The organism is Streptomyces sp. NBC_00239 (genome assembly GCF_036194065.1).
In the GTDB taxonomy this organism is placed as follows: Bacteria; Actinomycetota; Actinomycetes; order Streptomycetales; family Streptomycetaceae; genus Streptomyces.
On record NZ_CP108099.1, the window covers coordinates 35,229 to 53,565 of the forward strand.

Sequence of the window (18,337 nt, forward strand, 5' to 3'; positions counted from 1 at the left end):
GGTCACATCTCCATCTCGTGCTGGTGGGTGGGGGCGTCGGGGGTGTGGGCGGGAGCCGGTGGGGCGGGCTCCTTGTCGCTGGCCAGCTCCGGCTCGCGCTCGGCGTGCTGGATGCGCTGCTGGTCGGCCTGGACCGGCTCCAGGGCCTGCCCGGCGTGGTCGACCAGGGCGGAGACCGGCAGGGCCGGGTGGCGGGCGTAGTTGCGCAGGTCGTGACCGGCTGCGTCGAGGCGGTCGAGGGCGGCGGTGTGCAGGACCTGCTCGGCGGTGTAGGCGGCGGTGCCGCCCATCCCTGCCTCCTGCAGCTCGGCGAGGACCTGGTCGCTGGGCTGCGGCCCGGGGTGGCGCTGGGCCTCCCATGCGACGGTCAGCGGGTCGATGGGGGCGTGGCGCTCGTCGAGCGTGCGCATCGCCTGGTAGACGGCGGCCAGCTGCGGGTGGGAGAAGTCCCGGTCCTCCAGCCAGCCGGTGACCTCGCGCAGCTGGCGGGGCTCGTAGAGCAGGGAGGCGACGGTCTCGCCCTCGGCCTGGATGTCGACCCGGGCGCGCTCGGTGCGGGGCACCGGGGTGACCTCCTGCTCGGGGGTGGTGTCGAGCAGGTTGCGCACGGTCTCCGGTGCGGTCTTCCAGGCGGCGTCCAGCTGGGCGAGGCGCTGCCCGGTCCGGTCGGCCTGCTGCAGTGCCTTGAGCGCCTGGTCGACCTCGGCTTGCCGGGCGGTGTCCCGCAGCGTCTCGCCGGCGTGCTCGACGGCCCGGTGGATCGCGGCTTCCAGCACCATCCCGCCGTACAGCGGGGCGGTCTTGGGGTTCGGGCAGACGCTCGCGTTGGCGAGGACGGACAGGCGGGAGGGGGTGAGGGTCTGCCGGATGCCCGGCTCCTCGATCTTCGCCACGGCGGCGGTGACGGCGGCCGGGATGTCGTTCGGGGCGACCTTGGAGAAGTCGATCGAGTGCAGCGTCTGCCACAGGGCGGCGTAGTCCGGACGGGAGAAGGTTCCCGGCGGTATCCAGCGCATCGAGGGCAGCGCCTCGGGGCGGTGCAGCATCGCCCCGAGCAGTGCCTCCTCAGCCTTGAGCGTCAGCTTCTTCACCGGGCCACCCCGCCCGGCTCGTACGGGTGCAGGGGCGCGACCGCCGGGAGGTACAGCGGGTGGCGCGGGTGCCCGGCCTTGGTGGTGCCCAGGGCCCACAGCCGGGCGCCGTGGGCGGTGAGGGCCTTCTCGACGGTGGCGGCGCGCGGGAGCCTGCCCCACGCTCCCCAGCCGACGGTGAGGTCGTGGGCGGCCTCGGCGAGCAATCGCAGCAGCTCGTCGTTGTGGGCGCCGACGGTGTCGAGCAGCCCGGTGGTGAGGATGCTCGGGTCGGTGGACCGGACGGCGAACAGGTTGGCCAGCACCAGCCCGCCGCAACGGTCGCGCTGGGCGAAGCCGACCAGTCGCCGGACCGTGGGGTCGTCCTGGTCGGCGGTGGCCATCGACGGGTTGAGCAGGACGTAGACGCGGTGCGGGCCGGGTGCCCAGGTACGGGTCAGCGCGTAGCGGTGGACCAGGTCGGGGCTGAACACGGCGGTGCCGGCGTCGCCCTGCTGATGGGTCAGGCCCTGGTCGGTGGCCCATGCCTGGATCTGCTCGGGGAGCGTCACGGCGTCACCTCCGCCGCGTCCGCCAGCTCGGCGAGCACGCGCGCGTGGCACGGCTCGCCCTCGGGGCACCAGCAGCCCAGCCGCTGGCCCTTGAGCCGGGGGAGCTCGCGGGCGACCAGGTCGCGGTGCTGGTCGAGCCATACGCGGTACTTGGCGACGACGTCCTCGGCGGTGCCGTGCTTGCCCACCTTGAAGGGGTTGGCGAGCAGGTGACCGGCGAGGTGCCATCCGCCCTGGTACATCGGGCGGCCGACGTAGACGACGTCCTTGATCTCGGGGTCGTCGCGGCGGCCCTTGAGGCACACGACGGTGATGGGCCCGGTGGCGGCGGCCTGCTCCTGGTGCTCCTCCTCGAAGAGGTCGAGGCCCAGCTGCAGCCCGCCGTTCATCTCGGGGTCGAACCGCTTGGCGGCGCTCATGCCAGCACCTCCCGGACCCGCTCGGCCAGCCAGCGGGCGGACGGGGGCGGGAAGGCGTTGCCGATCTGCCGGTTGACCTCGGTGGACGTCCCGGCGAACTGGTGGGAGTCGGGGAAGCCTTGGCCCCTCGCCTTCTCCCGGTTGGTGAACATCCGCACCCGGCAGTCGTCCAGCGTCATGCCGGCGGGCTCCACGTACATGTGGTGGTTGCCCTCGGCGGTGAACGCGGGCGCGGCCTCGTCGAGGCTCTGCACGGTGCTGTGGTTGCGCAGGATGACCAGGAAGGGCTTGCCCTCGAAGCGGCGCAGCCCCATCTCGACCTTGGCGCGGGTGGTGGCGGCGTACGGGCGGAACTTCTTGCCCGGCTTGCCGTCGCCGAAGCGGCGGGTGGGCGCGGACAGGTCGAGGACGTCGCCGATCGGCCGGGTCAGCGGGACGACCTCGCGGTGCCCGCAGCGCCGGTTCGGGCAGATGTAGCGGTAGCCCTCGCCGTACGTGGCGGTCTTCCGCATCCGCGGGCGGGCCCACTGCTGCATCGCCCGGACGTCGCCGCAGTGCTCGCACACGGCCCGGGGACGGGGCCGCAGGTCCGGGCGGGGCAGTCCCTTGCGGGCGAGGACGAACGCGATGCGGTGACGGTGCTGCGGCGCCGCGGTGAAGTCCTCGCCGTCCAGGTGCGCGGCGTCGAAGGACACCAGCGTCGGGAACTTGCCCAGCTTGTCCCAGATCCGCAGCCAGTCGTCGAACAGGTTCCAGCGGGTGGCGAACCCGGGGACGTTCTCCCCGGCGATGACGTCGTACTGGCCGCACTCGTCGGCGCGGACCAGGTCCCACGCGGTGGCCCGGGTCTGCGACCAGCTCGCGGGCCGGGCCTTGAGGTCGTCCTGCTCGACGATGTCGTCGGCCTCGTCGACCGCGTCGTCCAGGGTGGCCACCTGCGGGGCGCTGTTCCCGCCCGCCGGCGCGGCCTCCTTGCAGATCGGGGAGCCGACCAGGACCCGGGCGTAGGGCAGGCGTCGCATGTCGAGCGTGTGGACGTTCTCGCACTCGGCGCGCACGCCGGGGAAGTTGAGCCGGACGGTGGCGACGGCCGGCGGGGCGTGGTTGAACGCGGAGCGCGCGCGGAACCCGGCGGCGCGGAAGCCGTCGAGGTCGCCCCCGCCCCCGGTGAACAGGTGGTTGGCCGTGTTCATCGCGCGCCCTCCCACTCGGCGTCGGTGGCGAGGGCGGCGGCCGTGGCGTCGTCCAGCTGCAGGCGCACGGTCTCCAGCACCTGCTCCGGCGGCGTCCACAGCTGCAGCGCGCCGGTGGCGGGCACGGGCAGCGGCAGGGCGGTGACCTGGTCGAGCTGCCAGTGGAAGTGGCCGGGCATGGCCCACGGGGCGCACTCGCCGTCGTCCGGGTGGCAGTCGACGATCCGGGCCACGGCGATGACCGCGCCCATGTCGAGCTGCAGCCCGCGCACGATGGCGGTCATGGGCGCGTACTGGTTGGCGTGCTGGTCGGGCTTCGCCGCGCTGTGGATGAGGACGGCTCCCCGGTGCGAGGTCGTCCAGGTGCGGTTCTCGATCCGCTTGTCGGCGTGGGCGATGGCGCTGGCCCAGGGCTGGCGGACGGTCAGCGCGCGGATCATGCGAGACCCCGGAACGCCTTGGCGATGCCGATGAGCACGATGGCCGTGATGACGACCGCGATGATCGTGCCCCGGCCGCTCGCGGTGACGACCTTGACCAGCTGCAGCGGCACCTTGACGGCGACGGCCACGATCGTGGCCACGTAGGCGAGGAACGCGGCGCCGATGGTGTTGCCGATGCCCGTGCCGACGTGGACGGCGAGCAGGGCGGCCAGCGTGCCCGCGAGGATGGCGACCAGGGCGGTGATCCGCTCGGCGGTGAAGTTCTCGGTGGCCTTCATCGGGACACCGCCACTCGCGCGGCGGGGACGAAGGTGCGGAAGTCGGCGGACTCGACGGCGAGCAGGCAGGCACGCATGTGGGCGGCGGCGGTCTCGGGGTGCTCGCCGTACTCGTAGGCGAACTCGGCGACCGCGTCGGCGGCGCCGTTCGGGCCGAGTCGGTCGGCGGTCTCGTGGACCAGCTCGCGGGTCCGGGCCGGGTTCGTGGCGAACTCGGCGACCGGGGCCTGGGAGACGAACAGGAACGTGGCGAGCGTCGTGGTGACGCGCGAGGTGGAACGCACAGCAGCCTCCGGCGAAGGAGAGAAGAGACGGGGGAGTCCGGCTCGACCCGGGCGGGGCGGGGTGCTCGTCCGCCCGGGTCGAGGTAGAGGGAGCGGTCAGCTGCCCTGACGGGCGCGCTCGATCGCGGCACGGGCCTCGGCGGCGCGTGCGGCGTCGGCGGCGGCCTCCTGGGCGCGGCGCAGGGACTCGCTCGCGGCGGGGTCCTGGATGACGGCGGTGGTACCGAGCGCGGTACGCACGGCGGTCAGCCGACCAGCAGCGCGGCGCGGCGGTGCGGGCGGGCGGGCTCCGGGGAGTCCTGCCGGCCGTCCCGCTCGTGCGGGGTGGGGCGCATGGGCAGCTGGGGCTTCGTCTCGGCGTGCACCGGGTTGTCGCAGGTGACGATGCCGGTGTGGGTGACGACGCTCTCGAAGTCGCGGCAGTCGCGGCACTTCGGGCCGATCCGCCCGACGACCGCGAGGCGCGGGCCGGTGAGGACCGGCAGGGCGCGGATGCCCTCGGGCGACAGGCGCAGGGCCGGGAAGTCGTCGACGGTGATGTCGGCGCCGGGGATGAGGCTGAGAGACTGGTTCACGGAGATCCCTCCAAGTCAGGGGTGTCCCAATCCGGAAGGCGGTCCTAAGCGCCTGTCCGGTGATGGCTGGGGCCGGCAAGCCCCGGTCGGAGAGGGCCGGGCCGGCAAGCCCGGCCCTCTCGCATTTCCATTAACCCCCCTCGCGGCCAGCTTGTCAACATTCTGGATTCCGCGATTTCTGGGATGTTGGCAAACGTGGATGTTGGCAGTACAGTTGCCAACAAGTCCACAAGCCACGAAGCCAACGAAGGGCCATAGGGTGCTCGCAACATTGGAACGACCCACACCAGGAGCCACAGTGCCGAAGCAGGGCGAACCCCAGGACCAGCAGGCGCCCGAGGCGGAGGAGCGCACCAACTTCTCCGCCCGCGTCCGCGTGTCCGTACGCAAGAGGGCCAAGCTCTACGCGGCCGGCCACGACGTCAGCCTGCAGGACCTGGTCGACGCGGCCCTCGACGAGTACCTGAGCAAGCGGAACGCGTGACGAGAGAAGGAGCAATGACCCCCGAGACAACCGAGGAAACGACCTCGGCGGCCAACAGGCCCCCGACGCTGACCAAGACGCACAAGCGCCTGATCGGCGTGGTGGTCGTGGGCGCCGTCATCATCGCGGGCATCGGCTTCGCGGGTTCCTACACCGCGGTGCGCGACCTCGCGGTGAAGAAGGACTTCGGGGACTTCAGCTACGTCTTCCCCATCGGCATCGACGCCGGGATCGTGGTGCTGCTGGCCCTCGATCTGCTGCTGACCTGGATGCGGATGCGCTTCCCGCTGCTGCGCCAGACGGCGTGGCTGCTGACGGCGGCCACCATCGCGTTCAACGGTGCGGCGGCCTGGCCCGACCCGCTCGGCGTCGGTATGCACGCCGTCATCCCGATCTTGTTCGTCGTCTCGGTCGAGGCGGCCCGCCACGCGGTGGGCCGGGTCGCCGACATCACGGCCGACAAGCACATGGAGGGCGTGCGCCTGAGCCGTTGGCTGCTCTCGCCCGGCCCGACGTTCCTGCTGTGGCGGCGCATGAAGCTCTGGGAGCTGCGCAGCTATGAGCAGGTCATCAAGCTGGAGCAGGACCGGTACGTGTACCAGACCTGGCTGGAGTCGGAGTTCGGGAAGAACTGGCGGAAGGCGGCCAAGCCCGGAAAGAAGGGCGGCGCCCCCGTCGAGCTGCTGATGCCGCTGCGGCTGGCCCGCTACGGCAAGCCGCTGTCGGAGACGGTGCCCGCGGTGCTCATCGCCACTGGCCGCGAGGTCCCTGCGCTCTTCCAGCCCCAGCAGCGGCCGGAGCTGGAGAAGGGCACGCAGCCGGAAGCGGGCACGGAGCAGCTGCCGCAGGTCGAGCCGGAGCAGGAGCGGCCGGCGGTGGACGCCCCGCAGCAGCAGGTCGAGGAGCCGGAGTTCGAGCCCGTCGAGGAGCCGGAGTTCGAGGAGCCGGAGTTCGAGCCCGTGCCGGACGACTCCTGGCAGCAGCAGGGCCCCGCCTACGACCAGCGCGAGGACTTCGCCCCGTACGGCGCCCAGCAGCCGGAGCCCTACGGCCCCGCGCACCGCTACGGCGACCCGGTGGCCTCCTACGACCAGCAGGTCGAGGCGTCGGTCCCGGAGGCGGCCTACAGCGGCGGGTACGGCCCGTACGCGCAGCCGCAGCCCGCGCCTGTCGAGCAGCCGGAGCCCTTCGTCGAGCCGCAGCCCGCGGCCGTCGAGCCGGAGCGGGTCGTCGAGCCGGAGCCGGTGGCCGTCGAGCCGGTGTACGAGATTCCGCAGCAGCCGGAGCCCGTTGCTGCTGCCGCTCCGGCTCGCAGCACCGCGCCGGCGCGGGTGCAGGCCAAGGTCGAGGACCTGGTCGAGGACGGTGGCGCACAGCCGGTGCGCACCTGGGGCAACGCGACGCGGGACCTGGTCGCGGAGACCTACCGCAGCCTTCCGGCGGAGACCCGGGCGCTGCGCGGGCGTCCGCTGGCGGCGGCGATCGTCGAGGCCAGCGGCAACGCGCTCAAGCTCGACACGGTGCGGCGCACCCACATCAGCGAAGAGCTGCTGGCGGAGTACGAGAAGGACCTCACGGAGGTTCCCTCGCCCCGTCAGGAGCAGGGCTCGGAGGGTGGCCAGTGACCTCCGGAGTCAGCGGAAAGTATCCACAGGCCAACCGTTCCAAAGTGATCGGTACGGCGACCACCACCCCTCGGGGCGGGGTGATCGGCGCGGGCCCGTCCACCGGGCACGGACACCAGACAGTGTCCGGTCTGGCGGGCAGTCTGCGCACGTCATCCCGCCCGGCGGGAGGCTGCGCAGCGGTGCGCAGTAGGTCCGTAACGATCGGCGATAACCATGCGGCACATGTCAGTGCAGGGACATATACAGACAGGAGTGGCCCCGGTGGTGCGTGAAGAGCTTGGCGGCTGCAGCACCACCGGGACCCCGAAGGAAAGGACCTTCGTGAACGACAACAGTAAGGCCAGCGTCCTGATCGACTCGACCGACCAGCACGTCGTCAACCAGGTCCCGGACACCGACGTTTCGGCGGCCGGGAAGCCGGAAGAGACCTGGAAGCCCATCGAGGGCGACGTGCTCAAGAACGTGCTGTTCACCCCGCGCCCGGTCTTCCACCGGCCCACGGTGAGGCTGACGGCCCTGTCCGTGCCGGCCACCCTGCTCGCGGCCGAGACGACGACGCAGGACACCGACCCCAGCGGGATGCTCGGGACCATCTTCGGGGGCATCGTCGATGCCGGTGGCACGCTGTTCGAGGCGCAGCCGCTGCTGGTGACGGCCCTGGGGGTCGGCCTGGTCGGCGCCGGATACATGAAGTTCAAGGGTGAGTTCGACTTCACCCGCGAGACCGACGGGTTCGCCCCCAAGGGCACGCTGCGCAAGGCGCTCGGCCCCCGCCAGCTGGTCAAGAAGCGCCACGTGCTGCGGCCCAGCCTGGCCAAGGTGCCCGCGCGGAAGGTGGACACCAACGCGGTCGGCACCTACCTGGGCAAGGACCGTAAGACGGGCCTGCACCTGTACATGGCGATCGAGGACAGCTCCGTGATGGTCGCCCCGCCCGGCTCGGGCAAGACCGCGAAGCTGGCCAACTGGATCATCGACGCACCCGGCGCGGTCCTGGCGACCTCGGTGAAGCCGGACATCGTCGACCACACGGAGCGGCTGCGCGCCCGGGTCGGCCGCATCCTGATCTGGAACCCGCAGGACATCGGCGGCCGGGCCTCGAACGTGGCCTGGGACCCGGTGATGGGCTGCTCCGACCCGGAGCACGGCGTCGACCGGGCCATGCGCCGCGCCAACTACCTGCTCGACGGCTCCGACGCCACGCGTGGTGTCGAGAACCGCAGCTTCTGGGAGACGGCCAGCTACTCGGTGCTCAAGGCGTTCCTGTGGGCGGCCGACGCGGAGGGCTTGACCCTCATGGACGTGGCCCGCTGGTCCAAGAGCTTCCGCAACCACGAAGCCATCAAGATCCTGGAGAAGTACGAGCACCCCGACCCCTACAACCCCTCGCGGCCGGTCGCCCCGAGCGGCTGGAAGGACGACCTGCTCCAGGTGCAGAAGGTCGAGGGCAAGCCGACCACCGGTGAGAACGTCTTCGGGACGCTGTCCAAGACCTTCATGTTCCTCGACACCCCGCAGGTCCAGCGGGTCATCCAGGACGCGCACAAGGGCAGCGGGCTCTTCGACATCCGCGGCTACCTGCGGTCGCAGGACACCCTGTACCTGCTCGGCCGTGACACCGGCCGGGGCGGCATCGGACCGCTGTTCAGCTGCCTCACAGGTGAGATCTACGAAGAGGCCCGGGACATGGCCCCGCTGCAGCCTGGCGGACGCCTGGACGCGCCCTGGTCGCTGATCCTCGACGAAGCGGCGCTGATCTGCTCCGTGCCGCTGGAGAAGTGGACCTCGGACAGCCGCGGCCTGGGCATCGCCATCCACGCCGTGTTCCAATCGCGCTCGCAGATCCGGGAGCGCTACGGCCGGGAAGCGGCGAAGACGATCTGGACCAACATGGTCAAGCTCATCCTCGGCGGCATGTCCGACGAAGAAGACCTCAAGGGCATCTCGGAGCTGTGCGGCCGGCACAAGGAGAAGAGGGAGTCGCACTCGAACTCCCCGGGCCCGGACGGCACCATGCGCCAGTCCTCCTCGTACACCTGGGTCGAGGTCGACACCATGACCCCGGCGGACATCATGAACCTGGAGCCGGGCGAGATCCTGGTCCTGCGCCGCAACATCGGCGGGCCGGTCGTCGTCCGCTACCAGGCGGTGTGGGACCGCAAGGACTTCAAGGCCGTGGTCAAGCAGGAGAAGCGGGACGCCAAGACGGCGATGAAGGCGCGCAAGCGCAAGGACGCCACGGTGCCCGCCTACGCCCCGCCCGTGGCCGCGCCGTTCGTCGAGGACCCGGCGGACCTGTGGGCCCCGCCGGAGCCTGCCAGCCCGTGGGCTCCGACGGGTGACCCCAGCCCGTGGACGGCGGACCCGGCGGCCAGCGGCTGGGCGTCCGGCTCGATGCCCGGCCCGCGCGACCACCTGCAGGTCGTGCGCGGCGAGGTCGTCCCGCCGGTGCCCCCGATGCCCACGCACCCGCCGGTCTTCCCCGACCAGCCGGACTTCGCGCCGACCCGGCACCTGGAGCAGGTGCCGCCGCAGCAGCAGCCGCAGGAGCAGCCCGCCGAGACCGTGCCGGCGGCGGTGCCGCTGCGCAAGACCGGCACCGACGACGCCCCGGTGGCGGACGACAGCTGGGGCGACGACGACGAGACGGGGTTCTAAGTGGCTGACGACATGAAGGTCAGCGTCGGCGACATGCTGCTGACGCTGACGGGCAACGTCTCCGATGCCCGCAAGCGCCTCTCGGACCTGGAGAACCAGAAGCTCAAGGAGCTGCTGGAGGGGCTGGCCTACAAGGTCGGTGAGCACAAGGAGCAGCTCGCCGCGATCACTGAGGCGTTCGCGGCGCTCCAGGCCGAACCGGAGCCGGAGCCCGAACCGGACTGGCCCGGGGTCTCCCCGAACTGGACCGACGACATCGACCAGGACCAGGCCCGGGAGCTGTGGGACTGGCTGACGAAGTGGTGCCACAACATCCTGTGGCCCATCTACGCCCAGGACGTGTGGAAGCCCTGCTGGTACCGCCACACCCGCGTGCGCATCGTCCTGACCGCGCTGCGCGGGGCGCACGAGTGGTCGTACGAGACCACGAAGGTGCCGCCGACCCGGGCCCTGGAGTGGGAGTTCCGTTTCTGGCCGCAGGTCGAGACCCTCCTCAAGGAGGAGTTGAAGGACTGCGGCCTTCCCCGGGACGACCTCAAGAAGCCGAAGCACCCGGTGCCGGTGCCGGTCCAGCCCACGCCGGACAACCCGCACCCGGCGCCGCCGGCGTTCACCATCGAGGACTTCACGGACCCGGGCTTCTTCGAGTACGTGGAGCGCAACATCGCCAAGCGCCGGGAGCCGGACAAGGAAGCCGACTGAGCAAGGCGGCACCAACGCGGAGGGGGAGTCACCCAAATTTGGGTGACTCCCCCTCCGCGTTGCCCCGGGTCTCGACCGCTACCGGCCCTTGAGGACCTCGTCGACCGCGTACGCGAGGGACAGGGCGGCGGTGCTGATCTCCTTCAACGTCTCGGTCGGCGCGTCCTGCAGCGCCCCCGACTCGACCCCGGCCAGCATCCCCTGCAGCAGGTCACGCGTCTGGACGGCCCGGTGCGGGGGTGTGTCGTCCACGATCTCGGCGTCGACCACCGACTCGTCGCCGTCGGCGGCCGTCGTCTCGCCGGCCGGGGCTCCGTTCGTCGAGTCACCCAAATTTGGGTGACCTCCGGCCTCGGGCTCCGGCTGCTCCTGGGCGGCGACCTCGGCATCGGCCGGGGCCATCTCGACCACAACCGGGGCGGCTTCCTTCTTCCTGGACCGCCCCGCCTTCGGCTGCGGCTTCGCCTCGATCGCCAGCTGGAAGGTGTTCGAGGTCGTCAGCGCCGGGACTTCAGCGCCCCGCGCCAGCTCGACCAGGCCGTCGACCACGGTGGCCGTGACCCGGTGGCGACGCTCGGCGGCCCACCCTCGCAGCGCGACGTAGGCGCGGGCGGTCACGTCCTGGCCGTGCTGCTCGACCATCGGCAGCAGCTGCTGCACGTGGGAGTCGGGGATCGCGCGGGGCCGGTCCTGCTGCTCGGTGATGGCCTTGAGCAGGGGCCACTGCTGAATGCGCCGGTTGACCTCCGACTCCGACTCCCCGAAGCGGTCCTGGCAGTAGTCCGCCCACGTCCGCCCGCCCTGCCGGTGCAGGTTCCGGGCACGGATGGCGTGCGCGGCCTTCCACTTCATCCACTCGGCCCGGTTGCCGTGGGCGAACGCGGCTTCGCAGTGCTCCAGGTTCTCGACCTCCTGGGGCGTCAGCTCGCCCTCGGCCTCGACCTCGATGGGCTCGGGGATCAGGTCCGGGGTGAAGGGCTGGGGGCGGTACGGCTCCGGCGGCGGCGAGGTGTCGACCTCTCCGGCCGGCGAGGGGATGGCCACTGCGGCGGCGTCTGCAGCCGCGGGCTCGTCGGTGGTCTCGGGCTCTGCCTCGGCGGCCTCGCGCTCCGCCCGCTCCCGTTCCTCCCGCTCCTCTTCCTCCATGAGCTTCTTGTAGTTGGCGCTCACGGCAGCAGCCCCTTCTCCTTCATCTCGACGACCAGGTCACCGAAGTGCGAGTCCTTCGCCCCGGTGATCGGGAAGTTCATGCTGTGCGCGTACTGGCCCACGTTCGGGATGACGGTGTCGAAGACGTTCCACTTCGCGCGCTCCATGCGCTCGGCGTAGTACTTCGTCATGCCCTTGTCGCGCGGGCTGTTGGGGGAACACCGGTTGAGCAGCACCCACGTGGTCGGCGGTTTGCCGTCCGGACGGAAGACTGAGCTGCGCTTCACGATGTCGCCGAACGGGGTGTCTGCCACCGGCTTCTCGACGCGCAGCCAGTCCGCGCGGGTCGGCGACATGTGCAGGATCACCAGGTCGGCGACCTTGAACAGGCTGTCGGTGACTGCCGGGTGGTTCTCGCTGTGGCCGCAGTCCGCGAGGCTGATCTTCCCCTCGGGAAGCTCGACCTCCTCGTGGAAGCGGGAGCTGGCGTTGAGGTGGACCGGGAAGGTGAACTTCCCCGCCAGTGACCAGGCCCGGAACTGCTGGCTGTGGTCGGCGTCGAACCCCTCGACGTCGTAGCCGTGCTCCTGGAGGGCGTGCCCGAACCAGGCGGTGTCCGTCGTCTTCCCCATGGTTCTGGGACTCGCATTCACGATGAGCATGTCGGGAGCCTATGGGCAGCGCTGAGATCAACACATCACGGACGCCCGCTTCCGCCCCTGTACCGCCCGCTTGATACGCGAAAGCCCGCCCCGGGAGGGGGCGGGCTCGTCCGTGTGTGCGGTCCGGTCAGGTCTCCCACAGTGCCCAGGGCTGGTCCTGGGTGGCGCCGCGCAGCCACATCGCCGCGTGCTGCGCGCCGTTGGCGTACCGGCGGCGGGGGCCTCGCATCGCACCCTCGGCGGCGTCGTCCTCGGCCCGCAGCTGCTGGGCGTCGGGGATGCCGGCGGCGCGGTCCGTGATGGGGCTCGGGCCCTGGCCGACGGCCCACCGGTAGGTCGCCCGTACGCCTTCGTGGAACTCCTCCAGCTGGTAGCCGGTCCGCACGGCGTGCTCGATGTTGTCGAGCAGCGCGGTGACCTCGGCCAGGGTGCGGCGGCCGACCACCGGCTCGGCGGGCGGCTCGGTCGGTGGCGGCGGGGCGGTCTGCTGCGCCGCGGTTCCTCCGGCCGGCGGCATGGCGCCCGGCCCGTTCCACATCGTCGGGTAGTCAGCCATAAGGGCACGGTAGCGGGCGGCACGGACAGAGGGCAGGCAGTAGGAAGGGCCAGCGGCTGCTCCGCTGGCCCTTCGGCTACATGTCGACGTCGAGGTCGATCTCCGGCGCGGGCGGCGCCGGGGGCTCCGGTGCCGGGACTGCGACGGGCTCCGGCTCGGGGGCCGCGGGCTCCGGGGTGGCGTCGCGCTCGGCCCGTGCCAGCTCCTGGCCCAGCCGTTCGTAGTCCGTCCCGTACCCGCCGAGACCGGTGTCGCGGCGCTCGCGCTCCAGCTCCTCGGCCTGCGGCTGCTGCCGCTCCGCCTCCTTCTGCCGCTCAGCTTCCTGCTCCCGCTCCTGGGCGCGCTGCTGCAGGATCTCCTGCGCGAGGCGGGCCTGCTCCATCGCCTCCATCAGCTGCTCCTCGACGGACTGCGTCGGCGCGGCCGGGGCGGCGGGAGCGGCCGGGGCCTCGGGCTCCTCGATCTCGGGCTCCGGGGCGCGGCGCTCCAGCTCGGTCCGGGCGAGGTCGGCTTCGTCCCGCACGGTCTGGGTCTCCTCGACCCACGCCTCGCGGGCCTGCTGGACCTCCTGGTACCGGCTCGCGCGGTCGCCCATCGTCTCGGCGATGTCGCGGCTGGTCTGGGCGCGGTCGAGGGTCTCCTTCACCAGGTCGCTGGGGTCGATCTCGGCCTGCAGCGTGGGCACCTGCTGCAGCGCCATCGACTGGGCGAGGGCCTCCTGGTGCTCGTTGTAGCCGGTCGCGGTCTGCGCCTCGTACATGGCCTGGGTGACGCGCTCCTCGTGCTCGGCGGCCTCCTTCTCCGCCTGCTCCTGGGCGCGCAGCTCCATCTGCACGGCCTGGTCCTTGAAGTCGCGCTCGGCGGTGAACGCCTTCTGCATGTCGTCGGCGACGTACGGCGGCGCCCACTCTTCCTCGCGCTCGGCACGCTCGATCATCTGCCGCAGCGTCTCGTCGGACGCGCGGGCGATGTCGGCTTCCTTCTCGTCGATGCCCAGGGCACGGCGCGCGCGCTCCCAGTCTGCGCGGGCCTCGACCGCACCCTGCGGCGGGGCCTGGCCGATGGCGTTGGTGTCGTGGTCGTAGCCGTGGGCCTCGCGGTAGCGCTCGACCCGGCCGGCGCGGCGCTCCCAGTCGGCCCGCTCGGTCGGGTCCTCGGGCACCGGGCCCAGCCGGTCAACGGCCCACGCGGGCTGCTCCTCGGCGACGCGCTGGCCCAGCCGCTCGGTGCGCTCGTCCATCTCGACGGCCCACTCCTGCAGGAAGCGGCCCAGGTCGCCGTCCAGGTCCGGGGTGCGGGCCGTGTAGGAGTCCATCGCCTCCCAGCGGGCCTCGCGCTCCTCGGCCTGGCGCCGGGCGACCTCCTGGTCCTGACCGGCGTGCAGCACCTCGACGTTCTGTGCGAACGCCTCGTTCTGCCGCATCAGGTCCTCGAAGTGCGGGTGCGCCTCGGCCTCGACCGGCTCGGGGATGTCGACCAGCTGCTCGACGTCGGCGTCCGTCATCTCCTCGGCGGCCCGCAGCGCGGCGGCCAGCTCCGCCTCCTGGCGCTCGATCGTCTCCGGGTCGGTGCCGGCGTGCAGCGTCTCGACCCCGGCCTGGGTGGCGAGGGTCTGCTTCATCAGCTCGGCGTGCGGGTCGCTCTGCTGCGCGGCCTCGGCCGCGCGCTGCAGCTCCTCCGGGTCGACCGGCGCCTGCCCGGCCTCGACCGCGTCCTCGACCTTGCGCTCCTGCTCGGCGAGGGCGGCACGCTGCTCGGCCTCCTCGGCGCGGATCTGGTCGCGCTCGACCAGGTTGTACGCCTTGTTCAGCCGGTCGTGCAGCACCTTGGCGACGTCGTCGGCGGTCTCCAGCTCGCGGGAGCGGGCGGTGCGCACCAGCAGGTCCTCGGCGTCGAATCCCTGCTCCTCGACGTGCCGGGCCAACCGCAGCAGGGAGCCGAACGCCTCGCTGCTCGCGCACCGCTCGTAGTCCTCGGTGCCGATGGCCTGCAGCAGGGCGTTGCCGAAGCGCTTCTCGGCGTCCTGCTCCTTCACGCCCGACCACACCGGCTCCAGCACGGCGAGGTGCTCGCGGCGCTCCAGCTCGGCCTCGATCGTCTTCGTCGCGGTCAGCTCCAGCCCGCTGCGCTGCAGCGTGGAGTCCAGCACGGCGAGGTGGTGGGGGATCTCCTCCTGCTTGAGCCCGTCGCCGTCCCGGTGGGTGATGACGTACCCGAAGTTCTCCATCTCGCCGCGGGTGAGCATGACGTACAGCGCCTCGCGGTTGGTCGAGTTGGGATCGACCAGGGAGTGGCAGACCCCGACCGTGCGGCCCTGCGCACCGTGGACGGTCGCGGCGTAGGCCAGCTCGACGTGCTCCTTCACGTATCCGGCCGGGAGGTGCATCTGGGAGCCGTCCTCCAGCTTCACCATCAGCGCCCCGTTGTCGCTGATCCCGGTGACCTCGGCCACCGTGCGGTTGACCGCGAAGCTGCCGTTCTCGGCCGTGATGTTCCGGTTGTTGCGGCGCAGCTGGATCAGGTCGCCGACACCGGCCTTGGTCTCGATGCCGTGCTCCTCGCGGCCGGTACGCAGCACCACGCCGTCCTCGGAGACCTTGCCCGCGCGCACCAGGTCGGCGCGGACCCGGGCGGACAGCTCGGCGACCTGGGCGTTGTCCTGGGCGATGAGCAGCGGGTTGCGGCCGTCGAGGTGGTCGGTCAGCCATGCCTGGTAGGCGCGCTCGGTCATCTCCTCGGCGGACCCGCCGCGCCACCGGCCGTGCAGCTCGTAGGCGGCCAGCGCCTCGCTGTCGCCCTCGCGCAGCTGGAGGGAGGCGTCGGCCTCCCACTGGCGCACGACCTTCTCGCCGGTGACCGGGTCGGTGTCGCGGAAGCGGCGGACCTCGTCCAGGACGTGCACGCCGGGTGCGTCCTCGACCCACTGGGCGAAGATGCCGCCCGCGCCCACGGCCGTGAGCTGGTGGTGGTCACCGGCCGGGACGCACTTCGCGCCGGCGGCCTCGATGAGCGCCCGGACCTGGTCCATGTCGCTGTTGTCGGTCATACCGGCCTCGTCGACGATGACCAGGGCGCCCGCCGGGATGCGGTACTTCTCGGCGTCCGCGATCGGGCGGCCCTCGGCGATCGACCGGTTGGCAATCAGCATCATCTCGATGTTGGCGACGTTCTCCACGCCCTCGTCGCGCAGCACCTCGGCGGCGCGCTGGCCGCTGGCCAGACCGATGACCTTGCGGCCCTCGTGCGCCTCCCACACCTCGGTCAGCGCGGCCAGCGTGTAGCTCTTGCCCGCGCCGGCCGGGCCGACCAGCAGGTCGACCTTGCGGCCGGAGGTGGCGGCGGCCCGGACGAAGTCGGCCTGGCGGCCCTTGAGCCCGCGGCGCTGGATGACTTCCTCGACCAGCTCGCTGGGCACGGTCGGCGCCCCGCGCTTGCCCGCGAACTCGGCCAGTCGGCCCTCGGTGCGCAGGGCCTCCTCGGTGGCGTACCGGTCGAAGGTGTCGGGGTTCGGCTCGTACTTGAACGTCCCGTCGGTGCGCTGCAGCTCGGCGGGGACCTCGACCAGGGCGGGCGCCTTGGTGAGCACCACGCCGTTGTCGGCGGTCGGGGAGAGCGCGTCGTCGGCCAGCTGGTTGAGCAGGTCGCGGACCTGCTGGCGCTCCAGTCCGCCCAGCGTGTCGGGGAGCTGCCGGTTCAGCTCGACCAGCAGGTCAGGGCGCGTCCAGGTGGGCTTCGCCTCCTGCACCGCGGCGATGGCGCGGCGCTGGATGACCTCGGGGTCGAACTCCTTGGCGGGGCGGTGCAGATCGTGGATGGCGGACTCTTCGGCGATCCGCTCGGGCACGTCGGCCAGCGACTCGCGGAAGCGGGCCTGGCTCGACGCCTCCCAGCGCTGGAGCAGGGTTTCCCTGGTCACAGCGTCGTGCTTCTTGGCCGCGCGCTGCCGGAGGCTGACGTCCTCGCTGATCCGGGCCAGCGTGTAGGCGGAGGGGGCGACGCCGTACTTCTCCTCGAACGCCTTGGCGACCTCGGCGACCTCGGCGGTGATGGCGGTGCGCCGGCTGCTGAACGAGTCCCGCAGGTCCTGGTCCACGCCGACGATCTCGCGGGCCTTGCCGTCCGGGCGCATCTGCACCCGCCAGCCCATCACGCGCTCCAGCTCCTGCTCGGCGACGCGCTCGGCGAGGTGCCCGGCGGCCTGCTTGTGCCGGAACAGGCCCGTTCCGTCCAGTGCCCGCCACACCTCGCGCTCGCGGCCGGTGACCGGGTCGACGTCCACGCAGCGGACCTTGTTCAGCACGGCGGCGTGGACGTGCAGCTGCGGGTCGTCCTGCCTGCTCGTGTGCTGGGCGAACGCGGCCACGATGAACTTGTCGGCCTTGACGTACTCGCCGCTGGTGCGGCCGTCCTTGCTCGCGCCGTGGTGGCCCTTACGGGTGTACCCGGCCTCGTCCTGCATGTGCTCCAGACCGGCCTGCACGCCCGCCTTCCAGCAGTCCCACAGCTGGTCGGCCTGGCGGCTGAACTTCTGGGCCGTCTCCAGGTCGCCGGCCTCGCGCGCCTCGGCGGCCTTGACCTGCAGCGCGGCGTGCGCCACCGACCACGACTTCGGAGCCGAGAACGTCAGGTCGTAGTACAGCTTCGCGCTGGGGGCTTCCTTGCGCGTGCTGATCTCGATGGCCTTGAGCTGCTCGGGGCTCAGCACCCCGCCCGGGGTACGGGCCTCGGCCGCGGCGAGGTTCTTCTCCAGGCGCTTCTCGTACGCCTTCTCGTAGTTGCGCGGCGCGTCGCCGAGACGGCACTCCTTGCGGATCTTCTTCTCCGCCTGGGCGTACTCCTCGCTGCCCTCGGGGTGCGGGATCGACGCCAGCCGGGCGTACATCTCGTCCCGCTTCCGGGGGTCGATGAAGTCGCTGTACAGGTCCTCGAAGACGTCGTTGGCGACCTCGCCCGACAGTCCAAGGTCCGCGATGCCGTCGCCGGTCCAGAAACCGGGCGGCTCCCCCTGCAGCTCGATCGAGCGCAGGTAGTAATGCTCGGCACCGGCACCGACCGTCTTGGTCAGGTAGCCGGGATCTGAGCCTGCACTGATCGACAACATCGAGACTCAGAGTAGGCGGTTTTCAAGATCAACAACAGCCATCGGATCGTGATGCATAGGTGTGGGGGTTGTTGTAGTGAGCAGGGGAATTACGGTGTGTTAGGTGGTCCGGATGATCAAGGGAAGAGAAGAGGTCCGGGGTCCGGGGGCCGAGGAAGATCAAAAAGGGTCGCTACGGCGGCGGAGAGAGGCGGTCCTGCGGCCTTCCGGGTCGCATTCGGCCTGCATCGGCGGGCCTCGGCCCTCGCGGTGACGCGCACGGTCTGCACCGAAATGTTCCGGTCGGCGGGCACGGCCCGCACTGGCTCCGGCGCTCGCGCTGCGGAAGCGTCCACCGGCGGCTCGCCGCGCCAAACCAAGAGGCGGCACTGGCCACCCGCCGCGCCCGTGCGCTACGGTCGGCGGCGACGACTTCGACCCCCGCCGGGACACCCGGCGGGGGTCGACTGTTACCAAGGGCCGGTTCCGGGGCCGGGGAAACCCGCCCCACGCCGCGCGGCCGGCGCGCTCGCGCGGCGGGCCTGGCTTCCCCACCACCCCGGGCGACGGACACGGACCGTGAC

17 protein-coding genes are annotated in these 18,337 nt (G+C 71.8%); 4 read left to right on the forward strand and 13 right to left on the reverse strand.

Annotated features, from left to right (window positions below):
- Positions 1–2: 2 nt before the first annotated feature.
- From OG764_RS41525 to OG764_RS41565, 9 genes are all read right to left on the reverse strand, one after another.
- Positions 3–1,091, reverse strand: a complete 1,089-nt coding sequence (locus OG764_RS41525; RefSeq protein ID WP_328973994.1) for a DnaB-like helicase N-terminal domain-containing protein — start codon at positions 1,089–1,091, stop codon at positions 3–5.
- Positions 1,088–1,642: a DUF1643 domain-containing protein gene (locus tag OG764_RS41530; RefSeq protein ID WP_328973995.1), complete on the reverse strand. Its 555-nt coding sequence runs from the start codon at positions 1,640–1,642 to the stop codon at positions 1,088–1,090. The genes OG764_RS41525 and OG764_RS41530 overlap by 4 nt, the downstream gene beginning before the upstream one ends.
- Positions 1,639–2,061: a DUF4326 domain-containing protein gene (locus OG764_RS41535; protein WP_328973996.1), complete on the reverse strand. Its 423-nt coding sequence runs from the start codon at positions 2,059–2,061 to the stop codon at positions 1,639–1,641. Before OG764_RS41535 ends, OG764_RS41530 begins: the two co-directional genes overlap by 4 nt.
- Entirely contained in the window at positions 2,058–3,254 is a 1,197-nt protein-coding gene (locus tag OG764_RS41540; protein WP_328973997.1) for a DNA cytosine methyltransferase, read from the reverse strand. The genes OG764_RS41535 and OG764_RS41540 overlap by 4 nt, the downstream gene beginning before the upstream one ends.
- Entirely contained in the window at positions 3,251–3,694 is a 444-nt protein-coding gene (locus OG764_RS41545) for an ASCH domain-containing protein (protein ID WP_328973998.1), read from the reverse strand. The genes OG764_RS41540 and OG764_RS41545 overlap by 4 nt, the downstream gene beginning before the upstream one ends.
- Positions 3,691–3,975 (reverse strand): hypothetical protein, encoded by a 285-nt coding sequence (locus OG764_RS41550; protein ID WP_328973999.1) that lies wholly within the window; start codon positions 3,973–3,975, stop codon positions 3,691–3,693. The genes OG764_RS41545 and OG764_RS41550 overlap by 4 nt, the downstream gene beginning before the upstream one ends.
- On the reverse strand, positions 3,972–4,259 hold the full coding sequence (locus OG764_RS41555) for a hypothetical protein (protein ID WP_328974000.1): 288 nt from the start codon (positions 4,257–4,259) through the stop codon (positions 3,972–3,974). The genes OG764_RS41550 and OG764_RS41555 overlap by 4 nt, the downstream gene beginning before the upstream one ends.
- Before the next feature lie 96 nt (positions 4,260–4,355).
- Positions 4,356–4,499, reverse strand: a complete 144-nt coding sequence (locus OG764_RS41560; protein ID WP_328974001.1) for a hypothetical protein — start codon at positions 4,497–4,499, stop codon at positions 4,356–4,358.
- Positions 4,500–4,504: 5 nt separating this feature from the next.
- Positions 4,505–4,834 (reverse strand): hypothetical protein, encoded by a 330-nt coding sequence (locus tag OG764_RS41565; RefSeq protein WP_328974002.1) that lies wholly within the window; start codon positions 4,832–4,834, stop codon positions 4,505–4,507.
- Between the two features lie 298 nt (positions 4,835–5,132).
- On the opposite strand from OG764_RS41565, the gene OG764_RS41570 reads away from it, so the two are divergent.
- From OG764_RS41570 to OG764_RS41585, 4 genes are all read left to right on the forward strand, one after another.
- Positions 5,133–5,318 carry a hypothetical protein gene (locus OG764_RS41570; protein WP_328974003.1) on the forward strand — a complete coding sequence of 62 codons (186 nt, stop codon included), beginning with the start codon at positions 5,133–5,135 and terminating at the stop codon, positions 5,316–5,318.
- A gap of 14 nt (positions 5,319–5,332) precedes the next feature.
- The gene (locus tag OG764_RS41575; protein WP_328974004.1) at positions 5,333–6,943 is read left to right on the forward strand and encodes a DUF2637 domain-containing protein; all 1,611 of its coding nucleotides are present in this window, start codon (positions 5,333–5,335) and stop codon (positions 6,941–6,943) included.
- A gap of 324 nt (positions 6,944–7,267) precedes the next feature.
- Positions 7,268–9,604: a type IV secretory system conjugative DNA transfer family protein gene (locus OG764_RS41580; RefSeq protein ID WP_328974005.1), complete on the forward strand. Its 2,337-nt coding sequence runs from the start codon at positions 7,268–7,270 to the stop codon at positions 9,602–9,604.
- Positions 9,605–10,306 carry a hypothetical protein gene (locus OG764_RS41585; protein ID WP_328974006.1) on the forward strand — a complete coding sequence of 234 codons (702 nt, stop codon included), beginning with the start codon at positions 9,605–9,607 and terminating at the stop codon, positions 10,304–10,306. It abuts the gene before it with no gap.
- Between the two features lie 78 nt (positions 10,307–10,384).
- Here the strand turns inward: OG764_RS41585 and OG764_RS41590 are convergent, their stop codons facing one another.
- From OG764_RS41590 to mobF, 4 genes are all read right to left on the reverse strand, one after another.
- Positions 10,385–11,476 carry a hypothetical protein gene (locus OG764_RS41590; RefSeq protein WP_328974007.1) on the reverse strand — a complete coding sequence of 364 codons (1,092 nt, stop codon included), beginning with the start codon at positions 11,474–11,476 and terminating at the stop codon, positions 10,385–10,387.
- A complete protein-coding gene (locus OG764_RS41595; RefSeq protein WP_328974008.1) occupies positions 11,473–12,117 on the reverse strand; it encodes a plasmid partition protein in 645 nt (214 codons plus the stop codon). The genes OG764_RS41590 and OG764_RS41595 overlap by 4 nt, the downstream gene beginning before the upstream one ends.
- A gap of 127 nt (positions 12,118–12,244) precedes the next feature.
- Positions 12,245–12,673: a hypothetical protein gene (locus OG764_RS41600; protein ID WP_328974009.1), complete on the reverse strand. Its 429-nt coding sequence runs from the start codon at positions 12,671–12,673 to the stop codon at positions 12,245–12,247.
- A 76-nt stretch (positions 12,674–12,749) separates the two neighbouring features.
- A complete protein-coding gene (mobF, locus tag OG764_RS41605; protein ID WP_328974010.1) occupies positions 12,750–17,774 on the reverse strand; it encodes a MobF family relaxase in 5,025 nt (1,674 codons plus the stop codon).
- Positions 17,775–18,337 lie beyond the last annotated feature (563 nt).

Excerpts from the sequence above, each read along its gene's own strand:
- OG764_RS41535 (WP_328973996.1), bottom strand. The coding sequence starts at position 2,061 with ATGAGCGCCGCCAAGCGGTTCGACCCCGAGATGAACGGCGGGCTGCAG.
- OG764_RS41545 (WP_328973998.1), bottom strand. The coding sequence starts at position 3,694 with ATGATCCGCGCGCTGACCGTCCGCCAGCCCTGGGCCAGCGCCATCGCC.
- mobF (WP_328974010.1), bottom strand. The coding sequence starts at position 17,774 with ATGTTGTCGATCAGTGCAGGCTCAGATCCCGGCTACCTGACCAAGACG.
- OG764_RS41595 (WP_328974008.1), bottom strand. The coding sequence starts at position 12,117 with ATGCTCATCGTGAATGCGAGTCCCAGAACCATGGGGAAGACGACGGAC.
- OG764_RS41600 (WP_328974009.1), bottom strand. The coding sequence starts at position 12,673 with ATGGCTGACTACCCGACGATGTGGAACGGGCCGGGCGCCATGCCGCCG.
- OG764_RS41540 (WP_328973997.1), bottom strand. The coding sequence starts at position 3,254 with ATGAACACGGCCAACCACCTGTTCACCGGGGGCGGGGGCGACCTCGAC.
- OG764_RS41575 (WP_328974004.1), top strand. The coding sequence starts at position 5,333 with ATGACCCCCGAGACAACCGAGGAAACGACCTCGGCGGCCAACAGGCCC.
- OG764_RS41550 (WP_328973999.1), bottom strand. The coding sequence starts at position 3,975 with ATGAAGGCCACCGAGAACTTCACCGCCGAGCGGATCACCGCCCTGGTC.